Origin of the sequence: Microbacterium sp., assembly GCF_036823965.1 — a bacterium.
GTDB lineage: Bacteria > Actinomycetota > Actinomycetes > Actinomycetales > Microbacteriaceae > Microbacterium.
In genome coordinates this window covers 156,666-172,495 of the sequence record NZ_DAITBE010000002.1, presented here as the reverse complement: position 1 = coordinate 172,495, position 15,830 = coordinate 156,666, and the positions used below count along the sequence as shown (strand labels likewise).

Sequence of the window (15,830 nt, the reverse complement as noted above, 5' to 3'; positions counted from 1 at the left end):
TGCGCGCCCGGGGTGAACCGGGCGCTCGTACTGTCAGAGTCCGAAGAGTCAGAACAGTGGGCGTTCAAGGAGGGCTCCTTAGTTGTCGGTGGATTCGGTGTGTTCGGTTGCGGAGGTGACGGATTCGGGCGAGCGACGCGTCTTGACGAGGCTCGCGACGGTGGCGACGGCGATGGTCGCACCGATGAACAGCAGCGAGAACCAGATCGGGATCTCGGGTGCCCACTCGACGCCCTGGCCTCCGTTGATGAACGGCAGCTCGTTGACGTGCAGAGCGTGGAGCACGAGCTTCACACCGATGAAGGCGAGGATGACCGCGAGGCCCTGCGCCAGGTAGACGAGACGCTCGAGCAGGCCGCCGATCAGGAAGTACAGCTGACGCAGACCCATGAGCGCGAAGGCGTTGGCGGTGAACACGATGTACGCCTGGTCGGTGAGACCGTAGATGGCGGGGATCGAATCGACCGCGAAGACCAGGTCGATGAAGCCGATCGCGATGATCGTGAGCAGCATCGGCGTGACGAAGCGCTTGCCGTTCTTGACGACCGTGAGCTTGTCGCCGTTGTACTCGTCGCTCACCGGCAGGTGACGACGGACGAAGGTCATGAAGCGGCCGTTGGCCGGGTTGCTCTCGTGGTTGCTGAATGCCTGGCGGTAGGCGAGCACGAGGAGCAGCGCGCCGAACAGGTAGAAGATCCAGGAGAAGTTCTCGATGAGCGTGGCGCCGACCGCGATGAAGATGCCTCGCAGGATCAGCGCGATCACGATGCCGATCATCAGCACCTTCTGCTGGTACTTCTTCGGTACCGCGAATCCGGTCATCACGATCAGGAAGACGAACAGGTTGTCGATCGACAGTGCCTTCTCGGTCAGGTAGCCGGCGAAGTACTCACCGCCGAAGGTCCAGCCGGAGAAGATGCCGATGCCGACGCCGAACAGCAGCGCCAGGCTGATGTAGAAGATCGACCAGCGCGCGGATTCGCCGATCGTCGGCTCATGCGGCGTGCGGACGTGCGCGAAGAACTCGTACACGAAGAACGCGATCGTGACGGCGATCGTGATGATCCAGATGAGGGGGGTGATGTCCAAGAGATGCTCCAGAGTCGGCGTATGCAAAAGCAGCGCCAAAGTCTTCTCCATTCCTGAGATCAGGAACCGGTGAACCGGGATGCGATTGCATCCGTAATGACGAACCCACCGTGTCGGAGTACTCCCCTTGGTACACCCATTCTACGGGATGCGGAGCACAGTCCTCGACCATCGGCTGAGACGAGCGGAATGCAGAGGACCCGGCGACGGTTGTTTGAAAAGTCAATCAATCTGCCCCGACGGGCAGAACCCTCGCAGAAGGACGTCACATGCAGATCGCGTACTGGATCGTCGCCGGGATCCTCGCTCTCGCCTCCCTGGCCGCCGGCGGGCTGAAAGTCGTTCGTCCGCCGGCGAAGCTCGCGGAGTCCGGTCTCACCTGGGCACCGGACTTCCCCGCTTGGACCGTCACCGCGATCGGCCTGCTCGAGGTGCTCGGCGCGGTCGGCCTGATCCTCCCTCCGCTCACCGGCGTCGCCACGATCCTGGCCCCGCTCGCCGCCCTCGGCCTCGTGCTCGTGCAGGTCGGCGCGATCATCACGCACATCGTGCGCGGCGAGGTGAAGACGCTGGTCGTCAACATCGTGCTGCTGCTTCTCGCGGTCGCGGCCGCCTGGCTCGGGTTCGCGACATGGGCGTGACGGCAGCCGCCTGGCGCGGCGCTCCCGCCGCCACGGCCGGCGCCGCCCCGGACGGCACGCAGATGGACACGGTCGAGCTGCTCGTGCGGGACCTCGATGCGATGACCGCGTACTACCAGCGGGCGGTCACGCTCGATGTGCTCGATCAGTCCGGAGCCACCGCCGTGCTCGGCCGAGGCACCCAGCGGATCATGACGCTGCGCCAGGAGCGAGAGCTGCCGACCGCCGCTCCGCGCAGCGCCGGGCTGTACCACACGGCGATCCTCTTCCAGGATCAGAGGCACCTCGCGGCATCGCTCGCCTCGATGGCGCAGCACGTGCCGCAGACGTACACGGGCTCGGCCGATCACCTGGTCAGCGAGGCGTTCTACTTCACCGACCCAGAGGGCAACGGCGTCGAGCTCTACCACGATCGCCCTCGCGATCAGTGGCAGCTGCTGCCTGGCGGAGGCGTGCAGATGGGTTCGCTTCCGCTGGACCCGAACGGGTTCCTGCGGGACTGGCTCGACGAGGATGCCGCTGACGTCGGAGACACTGCGGCGATCGGCCACGTGCACCTGCAGGTCGGCGACATCCCGACCGCGAGGCGGTTCTACGTCGACGTGCTGGGGTTCGACGTCACGGCCGACCTGGGGTCGGCGCTCTTCGTCTCGGCCGGCGGATACCACCACCACATCGGCATGAACACCTGGCAGAGTGCGGGCGCGGGTCCGCGTGCGGCCGCGCTCGGACTCGGTGATGTGCGCATCGTCGTCCCGACCCGCGACGACGTCGAGAGCATCGCCGACCGCATCCGCTCCCACGGCATCGCCGGTGCCGACGACGGGCGCGCACTGCGTCTGGCCGACCCGTGGGGCACGAGCCTGGTGATCTCGCCCGAAGGCGCCGCCTGACCCCCGCAACGAGGGGTTCTCGCTCCACGGACCAGCGCTCCCTGGATACCCGACCCGATCTCGGGGAAGGTGATCAGCGAGAGAAGGAGTGCGACATGGCACCGAGATCGATCGATATCACCGTTCCGTCCCTGGACGGCCGACGTGCGCTGGTGACCGGCGGGAGCGACGGGATCGGGCTGCGTATCGCGACCCGCCTCGCTGCCGCCGGCGCCGAACTCGTGCTCCCGGTGCGAAACCAGGAGAAGGGCGAGCGGGCGGCATCCGGCATCCGCTCGGCGGTGCCGACGGCGACCGTGACCGTGCTCCCCCTCGACCTGTCGTCGCTCGACTCCGTCGCGACGCTCGGCGAGACGCTGCGCGAGAACGGCCGCCCGATCCACCTGCTGATCAACAACGCCGGGGTCATGACTCCGCCGAACCGTCAGGTCACCGCTGACGGGTTCGAACTGCAGTTCGGGACCAACCATCTCGGTCATTTCGCGCTCGTCGCGCACCTGCTCCCCCTGCTCCGCGCAGGAGATGCACGTGTGACGTCGCAGGTCAGCGTCGCCGCGAACGAACGGTCCATCAACTGGGCGGATCCCAACTGGGAGCAGACCTACAACGGGATGACCGCCTACAGCCAGTCCAAGATCGCGTTCGGCCTGTTCGGACTCGAGCTCGATCGTCGCAGCGAGGCAGCAGGGTGGGGCATCACGAGCAACCTCTCGCACCCGGGCATCGCACCCACGAGCCTGCTGGCCGCTCGCCCTGAGCTCGGCCGATCGCGCGACACCGTCGGCGTGCGCATGATCCGCTGGGGATCCGCCCGAGGAATCATCGTCGGCACCCCGGAGACCGCCGCGCTGCCCGCACTCCATGCCGCGACGTCTCCGGAGGCGCGACGAGCTCGGCTCTACGGACCACGCGGCATCGGGCACCTCGGTGGCGCCCCGGCCGAGCAGCCGATGTACTCCCGACTTCGCAGCCAGGAGGAAGCCGCTCGCGTCTGGCAGCTCTCGGAGGAGCTGACCGGCGTCGCCTTCCCACGCCATGACGCCACCGCCCGCTCGTAGGCTGAGAGGATGAACAGCACTGCCGGATGGTCGACGACAGCATGACCGGGGAGATCGACGAGGCAGAACGCGCCGCACGTGCCGCACACCTCAAGGAGCGCATCTACTTGACGTTCGCGGCACTCGCGGTCGTGATCACGCTGTCGGCGCACGGGCATGTCAGTGCCGGCGACGCAGCGAAGACACTGATCGTCACGGTGCTCGGCACCTTGCTCGCCGTGTTCACCGCCGACCTCGTGTCGCACCTCGTCGTGCACGGACGACTCTTCACACGTCCTGAGCTGCGGCACGCGGTGAACTCGAGCTTCGGTGCGCTCAGCACCGTCGCGCTGCCGTTCATCTTCCTCGGCGTCGCGGCGCTCGATGTCTGGCACACCGACACCGCGCTGCGGGCGAGTGCGATCGCACTGGTCGCCTCCCTCGTCGTCATCGGCTGGGTGGCAGTCCGACGCATCCCGCTCACCTGGCCCCAGCGCCTGATCGCACTCGGCGCCGAAGCCGCACTCGGCCTGGCCGTGATCGGGCTGCAGGTGCTCGCGCACGGATGACGCGCGCGCACGGATGACCAGATGGTGCGGGCGGCGACGCGCATGCATCACCGCCCGCACCCCGTGTCTCACCGCGTCACGTACGACAGCGCGTCGAGGCGCAGCACCTCACCCGATGCCTTCACGACCGTGATCGTGTGCTCGCCCTTCTTCAGGCCGTCGAGCGTGAACAGCTCCTGCTGCGTGAGCCGCACGTCGCCGTGCAGATCGACCGTGTCGACGACCGTGCCGTCGACCCGGATCTCCGCCGTGCCCTGATCGGGTCCGATCGCACCGGTGACCGTGACCTTCGAGCCGCTGAACGTGAGCGAGACGGAGGCACCGTCCACGGTGGTCGAGTGCACGTCGTCGCGGAAGTCTCCGCGGAAGCGGAACTCCAGCCCCGAGTCGCCGTCCGGCAGCGATGCCAGGTAGCCGGACCCGAAGGTCACGGTCGATCCGTCGATCGTGTAGTCGACGCCGCCGACCAGCGCGGTGCCCTCGCGGTACACCCCGAGCAGCTCGCCAGGGTCGCGCAGCAGCGTCACCGTGGCATCCGCGGGCTCCGCACGGTCGAAGGACACCCGATCGATGTCGATCACACCCTCCTGCACGATGTCGATGCGGTCGCTCAGCATGAACTGCCCCGACTTCTTCACGACGCGCAGGGTGTGCGAGCCGTTCGCCAGATCGCGCACGCCGTACACCTTCTGCTGCACGCCGCGTCCGTCGGCCCGGAAGGTGTCGACCGTGTCGACGAGCACGCCGTCCAGGAAGATCTCGACGTCGCCCTGCGAGGAGTGCGTCTCGGTGAACCAGTCGATGCCGGTGCCGACGAACGAATACTCGAACGCCGATCCGTCGGCCTCGCTGTAGTGCACGTCATCCTGGTAGTCGCCCATGCCGCGACCACCGCTCTGACTCCAGGTGCCGCTGTAGACGATGCCGGGGTCGTCGTCGTTGATCGTGCGCACGTTCGACGGTCCGGGCTCAGGGGCCTGTCCGCCCTGCGAGGAGTCGAACGACGACACGGTCAGCGTCTGCGACCTCGCCGGCACCTCGGCCCCTCCGTTCCGGGTCCACGCGCCGTCGTAGGTGAGGCGGGCGTCATCATCGTTGAGCGTGATGGTGCTCTTCTTCGCCGGCGTGAAGGTGAAGAGCCTGGTGCCGTGCACCGGGACATCCGTCGCGACGAACTCCCCCGTCACGCTGCCGAGGTTCTTCTTGCGCCAGAGGTCCCGCACCTTCACCGAACCCTGGATGCCGAGGTCGGCGAGCGACACGGTGATGTCGGCGTCGGTGCGACCGAGGTTGAACACCGCGACCGTCACCGAACCGTCGGGGTTCGTGGAGTACCAGGTCTGTCGCGTCGTGGCCGTGGAGACCGGATGCGCTGGACGACCCGCCTGGTTCACACCGATCACCTCGGTGTTGGTGAGCAGCTCGATCCCGTAGTCGTCGAGCTTCGTCATGTCGTTGCCGATGTACATCGGCACGGCCGAGACGGCCCAGAACGTCGCAGCCGTGCGGCGCTCGTCCTTGGTCAGACCGTCCATCCTGCCGTTGCCGACGTTCAGCGAGTCGAAGTCGTTCCAGCCCTCCGGCCCTGCGTGCCGCCACCATTCGGATGCCTTCGGGAACAGTCGCGCGATGTTGTCCCACGTGGTGAGCGCCTCGTTCTGGCAATAGCACTCGACATCCCAGTCGATGCGCCAGCCGTTCGCGTGCTCCTTCCAGTAGTCGGCGTACCGGATGTCGAGTGCCCAGGAGAGCTCGAACCAGATGCCGTTGCGCTCCAGCGCCTGCGACCACGCGGCGACGTCATCACGTGCGTCGAGCGAGAGGTCGCCGACCCCGGATCCGGGCGTGACGCTGTCGAACTTCACGAAGTCGATGCCCCACTCGCCGATGAGGTCGGCGATCGAATCGATGTAGGCCTGTCCGCAGGGCGTCGAGAAGTCGATGCGGTGTCCGATGCCCCAGTAGTCGGCCTGTTGGAGCGGTCGCTTCACGACGTCGCCGGTCGTGCACTCCGGTGCGCCGAAGATCGGCAGCTCGGCCTCGGACACCTCGGCGGAGATGCCGGGGATGAAGTACAGCCCGACCTTCTGACCGTTGCCGTGGATGTGGTCGATGACGGCCTGCAGCCCGTTCGGATACAGGGTCGAGCTCGGGACGGGGCGCCCATGGTCGTCGACGCCGCCGTTCCAGCCCGCGTCGATGTTGATGTACTCGTAGCCGAACTCCTGCAGCTTCTCGTGCATGGCGTCGGACTGGGAGATCAGCTGGTCGGCGGTGATCCAGCTCTGCCCGTTCCCGGCATAGACCTGCATGCTGTAACTGCTCCAGCCCATGTACGGGCGGGCGCCGAGCGGCTCTTCCTCGGGAGTCGATGTCGCGCCGACCACGGTGCCGGACTGAGACGGATGCGATGCCGCGGCGGATGCCGGTACTGCGTCGGCCATGGCGGTCGTCGCCGTGCCGGACCCCAGCAGGAGGGCTCCGGCGGCGAGCGCAGCCAGCCATCGCGACCTGCCGGTCTGTTTCGTTCTGCTCATGATTTCCTCTCGTGGTGGAATCGACGGTGATACCTCCCGCGCGTCGTCGCGCGGCCCCAGAAGAGTCAGGACGTGAGCGGCTCCTCCAGAGCCGCCGCTCCCCCGACCAATTACTTGACACCGGTAATTAATCACCTTTACGCTGGCTTCGCAAGCAAACATCCGAGGTCTGTCATCGCCGACAGGGCCGACCATGACCATCGGACGCCACCTGACCTCACCGGAAGATCGATGTCGCCTTCAACGCCCGAAACGCCCTCCCGCTCGGCCCACACGCTCGGGCTCTCGTGGTCGACGCCCGCAGCGACGTGGGAAGAGGCAGCGCCCCTCGGCAATGGCCGGATCGGCGCGATGGCCTTCGGCGGATCGACCGGCCGCTACGCGCTCAACGACTCGACGCTGTGGTCCGGAACGCCGGACGGACCGGCCGCCGCACTCCGGGACGTCATCGCCGCCGGCGCCGGCCCTGAGCGACTCGCCGACGTGCGGGCAGCGCTCGATGCCGGAGACGTGCGCGGCGCCGAACAGCTCCTGATGGCGTTCGAGGGCCCGTACTCGCAGGAGTTCCTACCGCTGGCCGATCTCGAGGTGCGGATCGCGGATGCCGTCGCCGAGCACCCCGCTCGCGTGCTCGACCTCGACGAAGCGGCACTGCTGGAGACCCTGCGGATTCCGGGCGGCCGGCTCCGTCGGCGCTCCTGGGTGTCGGCACCGGCGCAGGCCCTCATCATCGAGATCGACGCGGATGCCGAGTTCACGGCGTCGCTCATGCTCACCACCCCGCTCCGCGGCGTCGTCACGCACCGCGACGGCGGCATGACACTCGATATCGTGGCGCCGATCGACGGCGCACCGCTGCACGAGGAATCCGTCGCCGAGCCGCTGCGCTACGCCGACGACGACACCGCAGGATTCGATGCCTTCGCCGGCGTCGCGATCTCGTGGCGCACCGACGGACGTGCAGAGGTCACGTCGACGGGCGCGACCGTGCACGGCGCACGACGACTGCTGATCGCCCTCTCCACATCGTCCCGCGCCGCGTCGTGGTGGGCCGGCGCTGACGAGGAGTGGCGGATCGCCTCACGCGAGGAGATCCGGGACCGTGCCATCGAGCAGGCGGACGCCGCGGCCCATCGCGGCGCCTCCGACCTGTTCGACGATCACATCGCCGACCGACGGCGTGTGTCTCGGGCACGGTTCGCGATCGGCGGCCGACGAGAGGGCGTCTGGGATGTCGACCGCGACATCCTGCACGGCGACGACCTTGCCCTGAAGACCACCGTGATCGCCGAGTTCGGCGCATATCTGCTGGCATCGTGCTCGCGCTCCGGCAGTCCGGCGGCGAACCTGCAGGGCATCTGGAACGATCAGCTGCGCCCCGCATGGTCGTCGAACTACACGATCAACATCAACACCGAGATGAACTACTGGGCGGCACCCCTCCTGGGCATGGACGACTCCTTCGAGCCGCTGCTCGCCCTCGTCGAGAAGCTCGCCGACACCGGGACGGATGTCGCCCGTGAGCTGTACGGCGCTCGGGGCTGGGTCGCGCACCACAACTCCGACCTGTGGGGCTGGAGCCTCCCGGTCGGCGGCGGGCACGGCGCACCGAGCTGGGCGATCTGGATGCTGGGTGGCGTGTGGCTCACGCACAACCTCTGGGATGCCTACGAATTCGGCGGCGACGGCGAGCTGCTGCGCGACCGCATCTGGCCGGTCCTGCGCGGCGCCGTCGAGTTCACCCTCGACTGGCTCGTGCTCGATGCCGGCGGACGACTGCGCACCTCCCCGTCGACCTCGCCGGAGAACTCCTTCTTCGCGCCGGACGGCGACGGCACCGCGCTCGGGCTCACCTCGGCATCCGATCTGCTGCTCATCCAGAGCCTGCTCGAGCGGGCGCAGACCGCGATCGACGTCCTGGAGCTCGAGGAGCAGGCGCTCGCCGACGAGATCGAGCGCGCCCTGCGCCTGCTCGCCCCGCTCGGCATCCGCGCCGACGGACGGATCAGCGAATGGTCGGCCAACGTGGTCGAGGTCGAACCGCTGCACCGACACATGACCCCGATGGTCGGGGTCTACCCGCTCGACGTGACCACGCGCGAGCGCACACCCGAGCTCTTCGACGCCGCGGTCCGTCTGCTCGACGCCAGAGGACCTGGTGCCATGGGCTGGTCGTGGGCGTGGAAGATCGCGCTGCGCGCCCGCATCGGCGACGGTGACACCGCGGCATCCCTGCTCGACGAAGCGCTCACCGCATTCGACGGCGACGCCACCAGGCACGGGCCCGTCGACGGCTCGGAGTGGGGCGGACTGCTGCCCAACCTCTTCAGCACGCATCCGCCGTTCCAGATCGACGCGAACCTGGGCTTCCCCGCCGCGATCGCCGAACTGCTCGTGCAGAGCCACGGCGGCGTCGTCCGCCTGCTGCCGGCGCTGCCCTCGACCTGGACCGTCGGCGACGCGCAGGGCATCGGCGTCCGCACCGGTCTGGTCGCGGACATCGCCTGGCGCGATGGTCGGCTCGTCGAGGCACGGTTGCGGAACCGGCTCGCGGAAGACCGCGATGTGACCGTCGAGAGCGCCGGTCGGCGCCTCTCGGTGCGCGTGCCCGCGGGGGCATACGTCGATCTCCCGGTGCCCGAGCTCGCCGATGCCGCACTCGCAGGAGGCGACTCCAGTGCACGGTGAGACAGCGGTGGTCGATGCGATCACCACGCAGACCGAACCGATCGACTTCGACGCATTCTGGGCGGAGACCCTCGCCGAGACGCGGCAGCACCCGCTCGACGTCACGATCGACCCCCGTCCGTCCCGCCTCGCGGTGATCGACGTGTTCGACGTGACGTTCCGTGGCTTCGGCGGCTCCCGCATCCATGCCTGGCTCCGAGTGCCGCGAGGACTCGCGTCGCCGCTCCCCGGGCTCGTGCAGTTCTTCGGCTACGGCAACGGCCGTGGCCATGCGCTGCGCGACCTGCGCTGGGCTGCCGCCGGCTACGCCCATCTGGTCGTCGACGCGCGCGGGCAGGGTCACGGCGACACGGATGACGACCACCCGGACGGCGGCCCGTCGGCCGGCGGATTCCTGGTCCGTGGCCTCCGCTCGCCGCGCGAGTACTACTACCGCCGGGTGTACGCCGACGCCGTCCGGGCCGTCGAGGCCCTCCGGTCCAGTTCCCTGGTCGACCCGGCGCGTGTCGGCGTGGTCGGTGCGAGTCAGGGCGGCGGGATCGCCCTCGCGATGGCCGGCCTCGTCCCTGATCTCTCCGTCGCGATCATCCAGGCGCCGTTCCTGTGCGAACTGAACCGGGTCGCGGAGCTGAGCGTCGAGCACCCGTACTCGCAGCTCACCCAGCACTTCGCGGATCGCCGGCTCGACACCCCGACCGCGCTCGACACGCTCCGCTACTTCGATGGCGTCAATCACGCGAAGCGGGCGACCGCCCCCGCACTGCTCAGCACCGGTCTGCGCGACGGCATCACGCCGCCGGCATCCGTCCTGCCGACCTTCGCAGCGTACGCAGGCGAGAAGCAGATCGTGCTCTGGCCCTACAACGGGCATGAGGCCGGCGGCGACCTCGACGAGGAGAATGCGATCGAGTTCGCGGCGGCGCACCTCGGCCCTGGCGCCGCGTGATCCGCCGACCGGGCCGCTGATTCGCTACCGTTGCCGTTGACAAGAGGAATTCGATGGACCACGACACCGCAACACGCACGACCCTCATCCGCTCCGCATCGGATGCCGGGTCGAAGGTGTTCGCGACGATCCTCACCCGCAGTCCGATCAGCCGCATCGACATCGCGCGACACACCGGGCTCTCGCAGGCGGCGGTCACCAAGGCCGTCTCGCCGCTCGTCGCGGCCGGGCTGGTCGACGCGCCCCCTGCTGCGCACCGGGACGGCAACCCAGGGCGCCCGGTGGCTCCGGTGTCGATCATCCCCGGAGCGATGATCATGCTCGGCGTGAAGGTGAACGTCGACGAGGTCATCGCCGTCGCCACCGATCTCACGACCGCCGTGCTCGCCGCGGACCACCGACGACTCGACGCGCACGACCCCGAATCGGTGCTCGATGCGATCGTCGACGTCGTCGCGACCCTCGAGCTCGAACTCGGCGGCCGGTCGGCGGCGATCGCCGGCCTCGGCGTCTCGATCTCCGGCGATGTCGACACCGACACCGGCGTCGTCCGCGAATCCGCGCTCATGGGATGGCACGACGAGCCCTTCGCGGGCCGGCTGCAGGATCGCCTTGGCCGCCCCGTCACCCTCGAGAACGACGTGCACGCCCTCACGGTCGGCGAGCACTGGTTCGGCGTCGGCCTCGGCACCGATTCATTCGCGATCGTGACGATCGGTCGCGGCATCGGCAGCGGCCTGCATCTGAACGGTCAGGTCGTCACCGGCGCCTACGGCGTCGCCGGCGAGATCGGTCATCTGCCACTCGCCGATCCGACGCGGATCTGCCCCTGCGGACGTCGCGGATGCGTGGAGGCCGTCGCCTCCACGGGCGCGATCGAGGCGACCGTATCGGCATCCCACGGGCGGGAGATCGGGATCGACGAGGCTGTCCGGCTCGCGCACGACGGCGACCCTGCGGCCATGGCGGCCTTCGACGAGGCTGCCACGCTGATCGGCACCGCGATCGCCACGCTCGTGAACCTCACCGGGCCGCAGCTCGTCATCATCGGCGGTGAGGGCGTCTCGAACTTCGATCTGTTCGACGCCACCCTGCGCAGCGCGTTCGAGGCTCATGCCTTCGGTGCCGCAGCGCGCTGCCCGATCGTCGCACGCCCGCACACCTTCGAGGACTGGGCCAGGGGCGCCGCTGCTGCAGCGATCCAGTCGCTCGTGCGCTGACGTGCGGATGCATCGCTGACCCGAGCCTGGGTCGGTGAGCCGACCTGGGTCGCTGAGCCCACCTGGGTCGCTGAGCCGACCTGGGTCGCTGAGCCGACCTGGGTCGCTGAGCTTGTCGAAGCGCCCCTCAGGGCCCTTCGACAAGCTCGGGGACCCAACGTGAGCCGGCCCTTCGACAGGCTCAGGGACCCGACGACAATCCGGCTCAGGGACCCGACCGCACACACAGGACTGCCCGGCGGGAACGGATCCCGCCGGGCAGTCCTGTCGCTCACAGTGCGTCGTACAGCTCCTGTTGCAGCTCCAGGTAGCGCTCGACGCCCAGACCGTTCAGATCGTCGATGTACGCCTGCCACGCCGCGTCGTCGTTGATGTCGCGCTGACCGGTGACGAACTCCGCCTGCGCCTGCGTGATGTAGGTCGCGATGTTCGTCTGCAGCTCGGCGAGCTCGGCCGAGGTGTCGGGGTTCGGCCACAGCTTCTCCGCCGGGAACAGGATGCTCTCATCCGGCGCGAAGGGCTCGTACTCCTTCGTGGCATTGAGGAGTCGACGCTCGTAGCCGTCCGGGGAGTAGACGTCTTCCGGCACGACCTGCGAGTTGCGGTACTCGAGCGAGTCCCAGTACTGCCCCATCGAGCGCCACGAGGCATTCGACGTCTCGTCGTACGTGAGCGGCTTGAAGCTGGGCTCGAGTTCGGGATCGAGCGCGACGTCGCCCTCGACGGCCGGCACCCACGCCTCGCCCTCCGGGCCCATGGCGCCCAGCTTGTCGCCCTCCTCGGTCACCAGGTAGTCGATCACCTTGATGGCCTTGATGCGCTCCTCCTCCGTCGACTTGTTCGTGAGAGCGAACATGCCGAGCGGACTGACCGGCGAGCGGTACGTGGCGAACTGCGTACCGTCAGGGCCCTTGACCGGAGGCACCGCGTCGTAGTGCGTGTCGCGGCCGTCCGGCGACTCCGCCGTCACGATCTCGTACGGGTGCAGCACTGCAGCGGAGCCGAGGATCTCGGCATCCGCGTTGTCGCCCAGTGCCCGCAGCGCGTTGCCGTTCTGGGTGAACGACGCCGTGTCGATGAGTCCCTCGTCGGCGAGCGATGCGATGTACTCCAGGCCGGCGCGCCAGCCGTCGGACGTCGCGGAGATCGTGACCGTGTCGCCGTCCATCACCATCGGCGGCGGGCTCGACGGGCTGCCGTACGGCGCGTACGCGAAGGAGTTCATGAAGTAGTTGATGACCGGTTCGGATGCCGAGGCGCTCAGCGCCACCTCGTCGGCCTGCCCGTTGCCGTTGGGGTCGTCGTTCTTGAAGGCGCGCAGCACGGTGCGCAGCTCCTCCGTCGTCGTCGGCTGGGAGAGGCCGAGGTTGTCCAGCCAGGTCGTGTTCATCCAGAGCTTCGACGGATAGCTGCAGTGGTAGCACTCGGTCCACTGCGTGATCGCGTAGATGTGGCCGTCCGGCGCAGTGACCGATTCCTTCCAGTCGGGCTTCTCGTCGAAGCGCTCCTTGAGGTTCGGCGCATACTCGTCGATCAGGTCTTCGAGCGGCACGAGCACACCCTGCTGCCCGTACTTGAGGATCTCGTTGCGCGAGAACGCGTCGACCCACGGCACCAGGAAGTACGCGTCGGGATAGTCGCCGCTCGCGAGCGACACCTGACGCTTCTCACCGGCGACGCTGCCGTCGTAGGTCGTCGTCTGCCAGTCGAAGTCGATGTCGAACTGCTTCTCCAGCGCCAGTGTGAAGGCGTTGTCCTTGAGTGAGCCGTTGTCGCCCTGCGGCCCGAAGGCCACGAGCTGCCCGTTGTCGTCGCTGGGTGATGTGCAGGCGGCCATCGTGAGCGTCGCCATGGCGATGACGCTGACGGCGGCGGCCCCTCTGATGATGCTGTGTCTCATTTCCGGAATCTCCTTTGACCGGTTCGGGTGTGCGTGGTGGGTCTGGGTGGGGGATCGATCAGCCCTTGACGGCGCCGACCATGATCCCCTTGCTGAAGTACTTCGCGACGAACGGATACGCGACGAGCATCGGGATCGTCGCGATCACGACGGTCGAGTAGCGGAGCAGGTCCGCCAGTTCGCGTCGGCGCAGCTGCTCGGCGACATCGCCGCCGCCGCCGGTGTCGTTCAGGATGAGCAGGCCGCGAAGCACGAGCTGCAGCGGCTGCAGATCGGCATCGCGCAGGTAGAGCAGTGCGTCGAAGTAGGAGTTCCACTGCATGATCGCGTACATCAGGGCGATCACGGCGAGCAGCGGCTTCGCCAACGGCACCACGATGGTCCAGAGGATCCGCAGCTCGCTCGCGCCGTCGAGCTGCGCTGCCTCGTACACCTCGTCCGGCACCGCACTTCGGAAGTACACGATCGCGATGATGACCTGCCACACGCCGATCGCGTTCGGCAGCAGCATCGACCAGCGGGTGTCGAGCATGCCGAGCGACTGCACCACGAGGTACATCGGGATGACACCGCCGCTGAACAGCATCGTGAACACGACGCCGCCGGTGATGACCTTGCGCCCGAAGAGCTGCGTCCGCGACAGCGGGTAGGCGATCGCGACCGTGCCGAGGATGCTGATCAGCGTGCCGACGACGGTGTAGAAGATCGAGTTGCCGAATCCGCGGAGGATCGCCGGGTTGCCGAGCGCCTCCTCGTAGCCGCGGAAGGTGAACTCCACCGGCCAGAACAGCACCCGTCCGGAAGACACGGCCTGCGGACTCGAGAGCGAGCTCGCGAGGATGTTCAGCAGCGGCAGCGCCACCACCAGCAGGAACACGCTGAGCAGGATGTAGGCGGCGATCACGAACGTGCGGTCTGCGCGAGTCTCCTTGACCTTCACGCCGCGTGTCAGCGGATCGCGGCGACGCCCCCGCTTCGTGCCCGTCGCGACGACGATCTCCTCGGTGAGGAGCGCCTCGGTGTTGATCGTGGTCACCACAGTCCGTTCCCCGTCACTCGCTTGGAGACACCGTTCACCACGAGCAGGAGCACGAGGCTGATCACGGCGTTGAAGAGCCCGATCGTCGCGCCCAGACTGAAGTTCGCGTTGAGGATGCCGGTCTTGTACACGTACGTCGGGATGATCTCCGAGGTGGAGAGGTTCAGGGCGTTCTGCAGGAGGAACGCCTTCTCGAAGCCGATCGCCATGATGTTGCCGACACCGAGGATCAGGATGATCGTCGCAGTCGGCATCAGCGCCGGGATGTCGACGTTCCAGATCTTCTGCAGGCGGGTCGCGCCGTCGATCTTCGCCGCCTCGTAGAGCGAGGTGTCGACGGAGGCGAGGGCGGCGAGGTAGATCACCGCCGAGTAGCCGGTCGTGGTCCAGATGTCGGTGGCCACGTAGATGTGGCGGAAGAAGTCGGCGTTCGCGAGCAGGTCGACCTGACCGGCGCCGAAGAAGCTGAACGCGCGGCCGAGCAGACCGACACGAGGCGACAGCAGCAGGATCGTCATCGACACCACCACGACGGTGGAGATGAAGTACGGCGCGTAGGTGACGAGCTGCACGGTGCGCTTGAAGAACCGCAGCCGCACCTCGTTCAGGGCGAGCGCGAGGATGATCGGCAGCGGGAAGCTCGCGATCAGCGTGTACGCGGCCAACAGGAACGTGTTGCCGACGAGCCGCGGGAAGACCGGGTTGCGGAACAGGTTCGCGAAGTTGTCGAAGCCCACCCAGGGGCTGCCCCAGACGCCGTCGATCGGGTTGTAGTTCTTGAAGGCGATGACCGCGTTCGCCATCGGGACGTATCGGAACACGATGAACCAGATGATGGGCAGGAGCAGCAGCAGGTACAGCTGCCAGTAGCGGCGCAGACTGCGCCGGAATCGCGAGCGGCGCGGCTGTCGTGTCGGGGTCTCGACCGCGGTGGCGGCCGGGATGTCGTGCTCAACGCTGAGCGTCATGTCTGCCCTCTCGGGATAATTACTTTACGCCGTAATATAACCCCGCAGACGGCGCGCGCGCAACCCGGGATATCGGATGTCTCGCTCAGGCCGCGAGCACGTGGGCGTCGCAGCGCATCGCCGACGTCTCCCAGCGAGCGACTCCCACGCTGTCAGACGCCGAGACGCGAGACGCGCGCGTTGTGCACGGCGATCATCGCGATCGGCGCAGCAAGCCGCACCGTCAGCACCACCACCAGCACGAGCGATGGAGCGTCCAGCGCGGGGGAACCGGCACCTCGGCGAAGTGGGGCACACACGATT

The 15,830-nt window shown here is 67.8% G+C and carries 13 protein-coding genes; 7 read left to right on the top strand and 6 right to left on the bottom strand.

Annotated elements, in window-relative coordinates; genetic code table 11:
• Window positions 1-78: 78 nt before the first annotated feature.
• Window positions 79-1,089 (bottom strand): TerC family protein, encoded by a 1,011-nt coding sequence (locus tag V7Z82_RS05045; RefSeq protein ID WP_334148649.1) that lies wholly within the window; start codon window positions 1,087-1,089, stop codon window positions 79-81.
• A gap of 269 nt (window positions 1,090-1,358) precedes the next feature.
• On the opposite strand from V7Z82_RS05045, the gene V7Z82_RS05040 reads away from it, so the two are divergent.
• The 4 genes from V7Z82_RS05040 to V7Z82_RS05025 all read left to right on the top strand — a co-directional run bounded on the left by V7Z82_RS05040 (window position 1,359) and on the right by V7Z82_RS05025 (window position 4,229).
• Window positions 1,359-1,730, top strand: a complete 372-nt coding sequence (locus tag V7Z82_RS05040; protein WP_334148647.1) for a DoxX family protein — start codon at window positions 1,359-1,361, stop codon at window positions 1,728-1,730.
• Window positions 1,721-2,623, top strand: coding sequence for a VOC family protein (locus V7Z82_RS05035; RefSeq protein ID WP_334148645.1), 903 nt, complete (start codon window positions 1,721-1,723; stop codon window positions 2,621-2,623). Before V7Z82_RS05040 ends, V7Z82_RS05035 begins: the two co-directional genes overlap by 10 nt.
• 95 nt (window positions 2,624-2,718) lie before the next feature.
• On the top strand, window positions 2,719-3,681 hold the full coding sequence (locus V7Z82_RS05030; RefSeq protein ID WP_334148643.1) for an SDR family oxidoreductase: 963 nt from the start codon (window positions 2,719-2,721) through the stop codon (window positions 3,679-3,681).
• 26 nt (window positions 3,682-3,707) lie between these two features.
• Window positions 3,708-4,229 carry a hypothetical protein gene (locus V7Z82_RS05025; RefSeq protein WP_334148641.1) on the top strand — a complete coding sequence of 174 codons (522 nt, stop codon included), beginning with the start codon at window positions 3,708-3,710 and terminating at the stop codon, window positions 4,227-4,229.
• A gap of 68 nt (window positions 4,230-4,297) precedes the next feature.
• Here V7Z82_RS05025 and V7Z82_RS05020 read toward each other — a convergent pair whose 3' ends face one another.
• On the bottom strand, window positions 4,298-6,766 hold the full coding sequence (locus V7Z82_RS05020; protein ID WP_334148639.1) for a X2-like carbohydrate binding domain-containing protein: 2,469 nt from the start codon (window positions 6,764-6,766) through the stop codon (window positions 4,298-4,300).
• A gap of 231 nt (window positions 6,767-6,997) precedes the next feature.
• On the opposite strand from V7Z82_RS05020, the gene V7Z82_RS05015 reads away from it, so the two are divergent.
• From V7Z82_RS05015 to V7Z82_RS05005, 3 genes are read left to right on the top strand one after another with little or no spacing between them, the layout of a single operon-like run.
• On the top strand, window positions 6,998-9,454 hold the full coding sequence (locus V7Z82_RS05015) for a glycosyl hydrolase family 95 catalytic domain-containing protein (protein ID WP_334148633.1): 2,457 nt from the start codon (window positions 6,998-7,000) through the stop codon (window positions 9,452-9,454).
• Complete coding sequence (locus tag V7Z82_RS05010) at window positions 9,444-10,400, top strand: acetylxylan esterase (protein ID WP_334148630.1); 957 nt, start codon at window positions 9,444-9,446, stop codon at window positions 10,398-10,400. The genes V7Z82_RS05015 and V7Z82_RS05010 overlap by 11 nt, the downstream gene beginning before the upstream one ends.
• Window positions 10,401-10,453: 53 nt before the next feature.
• Window positions 10,454-11,620, top strand: a complete 1,167-nt coding sequence (locus V7Z82_RS05005) for an ROK family transcriptional regulator (RefSeq protein WP_334148629.1) — start codon at window positions 10,454-10,456, stop codon at window positions 11,618-11,620.
• A 271-nt stretch (window positions 11,621-11,891) separates the two neighbouring features.
• Here V7Z82_RS05005 and V7Z82_RS05000 read toward each other — a convergent pair whose 3' ends face one another.
• The 4 genes from V7Z82_RS05000 to V7Z82_RS04985 form a co-directional block, all read right to left on the bottom strand.
• Window positions 11,892-13,520 carry an extracellular solute-binding protein gene (locus tag V7Z82_RS05000; RefSeq protein WP_334148627.1) on the bottom strand — a complete coding sequence of 543 codons (1,629 nt, stop codon included), beginning with the start codon at window positions 13,518-13,520 and terminating at the stop codon, window positions 11,892-11,894.
• 58 nt (window positions 13,521-13,578) lie between these two features.
• Complete coding sequence (locus V7Z82_RS04995) at window positions 13,579-14,559, bottom strand: carbohydrate ABC transporter permease (protein WP_334148625.1); 981 nt, start codon at window positions 14,557-14,559, stop codon at window positions 13,579-13,581.
• Window positions 14,553-15,527 carry an ABC transporter permease gene (locus V7Z82_RS04990; protein WP_334148623.1) on the bottom strand — a complete coding sequence of 325 codons (975 nt, stop codon included), beginning with the start codon at window positions 15,525-15,527 and terminating at the stop codon, window positions 14,553-14,555. The genes V7Z82_RS04995 and V7Z82_RS04990 overlap by 7 nt, the downstream gene beginning before the upstream one ends.
• Before the next feature lie 152 nt (window positions 15,528-15,679).
• The gene (locus V7Z82_RS04985) at window positions 15,680-15,826 is read right to left on the bottom strand and encodes a hypothetical protein (RefSeq protein WP_334148622.1); all 147 of its coding nucleotides are present in this window, start codon (window positions 15,824-15,826) and stop codon (window positions 15,680-15,682) included.
• Window positions 15,827-15,830: the final 4 nt, after the last annotated feature.

What these genes read in the sequence shown, in the direction of transcription:
- V7Z82_RS05040 (WP_334148647.1), top strand. Translation starts at nt 1,359, where the DNA reads ATGCAGATCGCGTACTGGATCGTCGCCGGGATCCTCGCTCTCGCCTCC.
- V7Z82_RS05035 (WP_334148645.1), top strand. Translation starts at nt 1,721, where the DNA reads ATGGGCGTGACGGCAGCCGCCTGGCGCGGCGCTCCCGCCGCCACGGCC.
- V7Z82_RS05030 (WP_334148643.1), top strand. Translation starts at nt 2,719, where the DNA reads ATGGCACCGAGATCGATCGATATCACCGTTCCGTCCCTGGACGGCCGA.
- V7Z82_RS05025 (WP_334148641.1), top strand. Translation starts at nt 3,708, where the DNA reads ATGGTCGACGACAGCATGACCGGGGAGATCGACGAGGCAGAACGCGCC.
- V7Z82_RS05020 (WP_334148639.1), bottom strand. Translation starts at nt 6,766, where the DNA reads ATGAGCAGAACGAAACAGACCGGCAGGTCGCGATGGCTGGCTGCGCTC.
- V7Z82_RS05015 (WP_334148633.1), top strand. Translation starts at nt 6,998, where the DNA reads ATGTCGCCTTCAACGCCCGAAACGCCCTCCCGCTCGGCCCACACGCTC.
- V7Z82_RS05005 (WP_334148629.1), top strand. Translation starts at nt 10,454, where the DNA reads ATGGACCACGACACCGCAACACGCACGACCCTCATCCGCTCCGCATCG.
- V7Z82_RS05000 (WP_334148627.1), bottom strand. Translation starts at nt 13,520, where the DNA reads ATGAGACACAGCATCATCAGAGGGGCCGCCGCCGTCAGCGTCATCGCC.
- V7Z82_RS04990 (WP_334148623.1), bottom strand. Translation starts at nt 15,527, where the DNA reads ATGACGCTCAGCGTTGAGCACGACATCCCGGCCGCCACCGCGGTCGAG.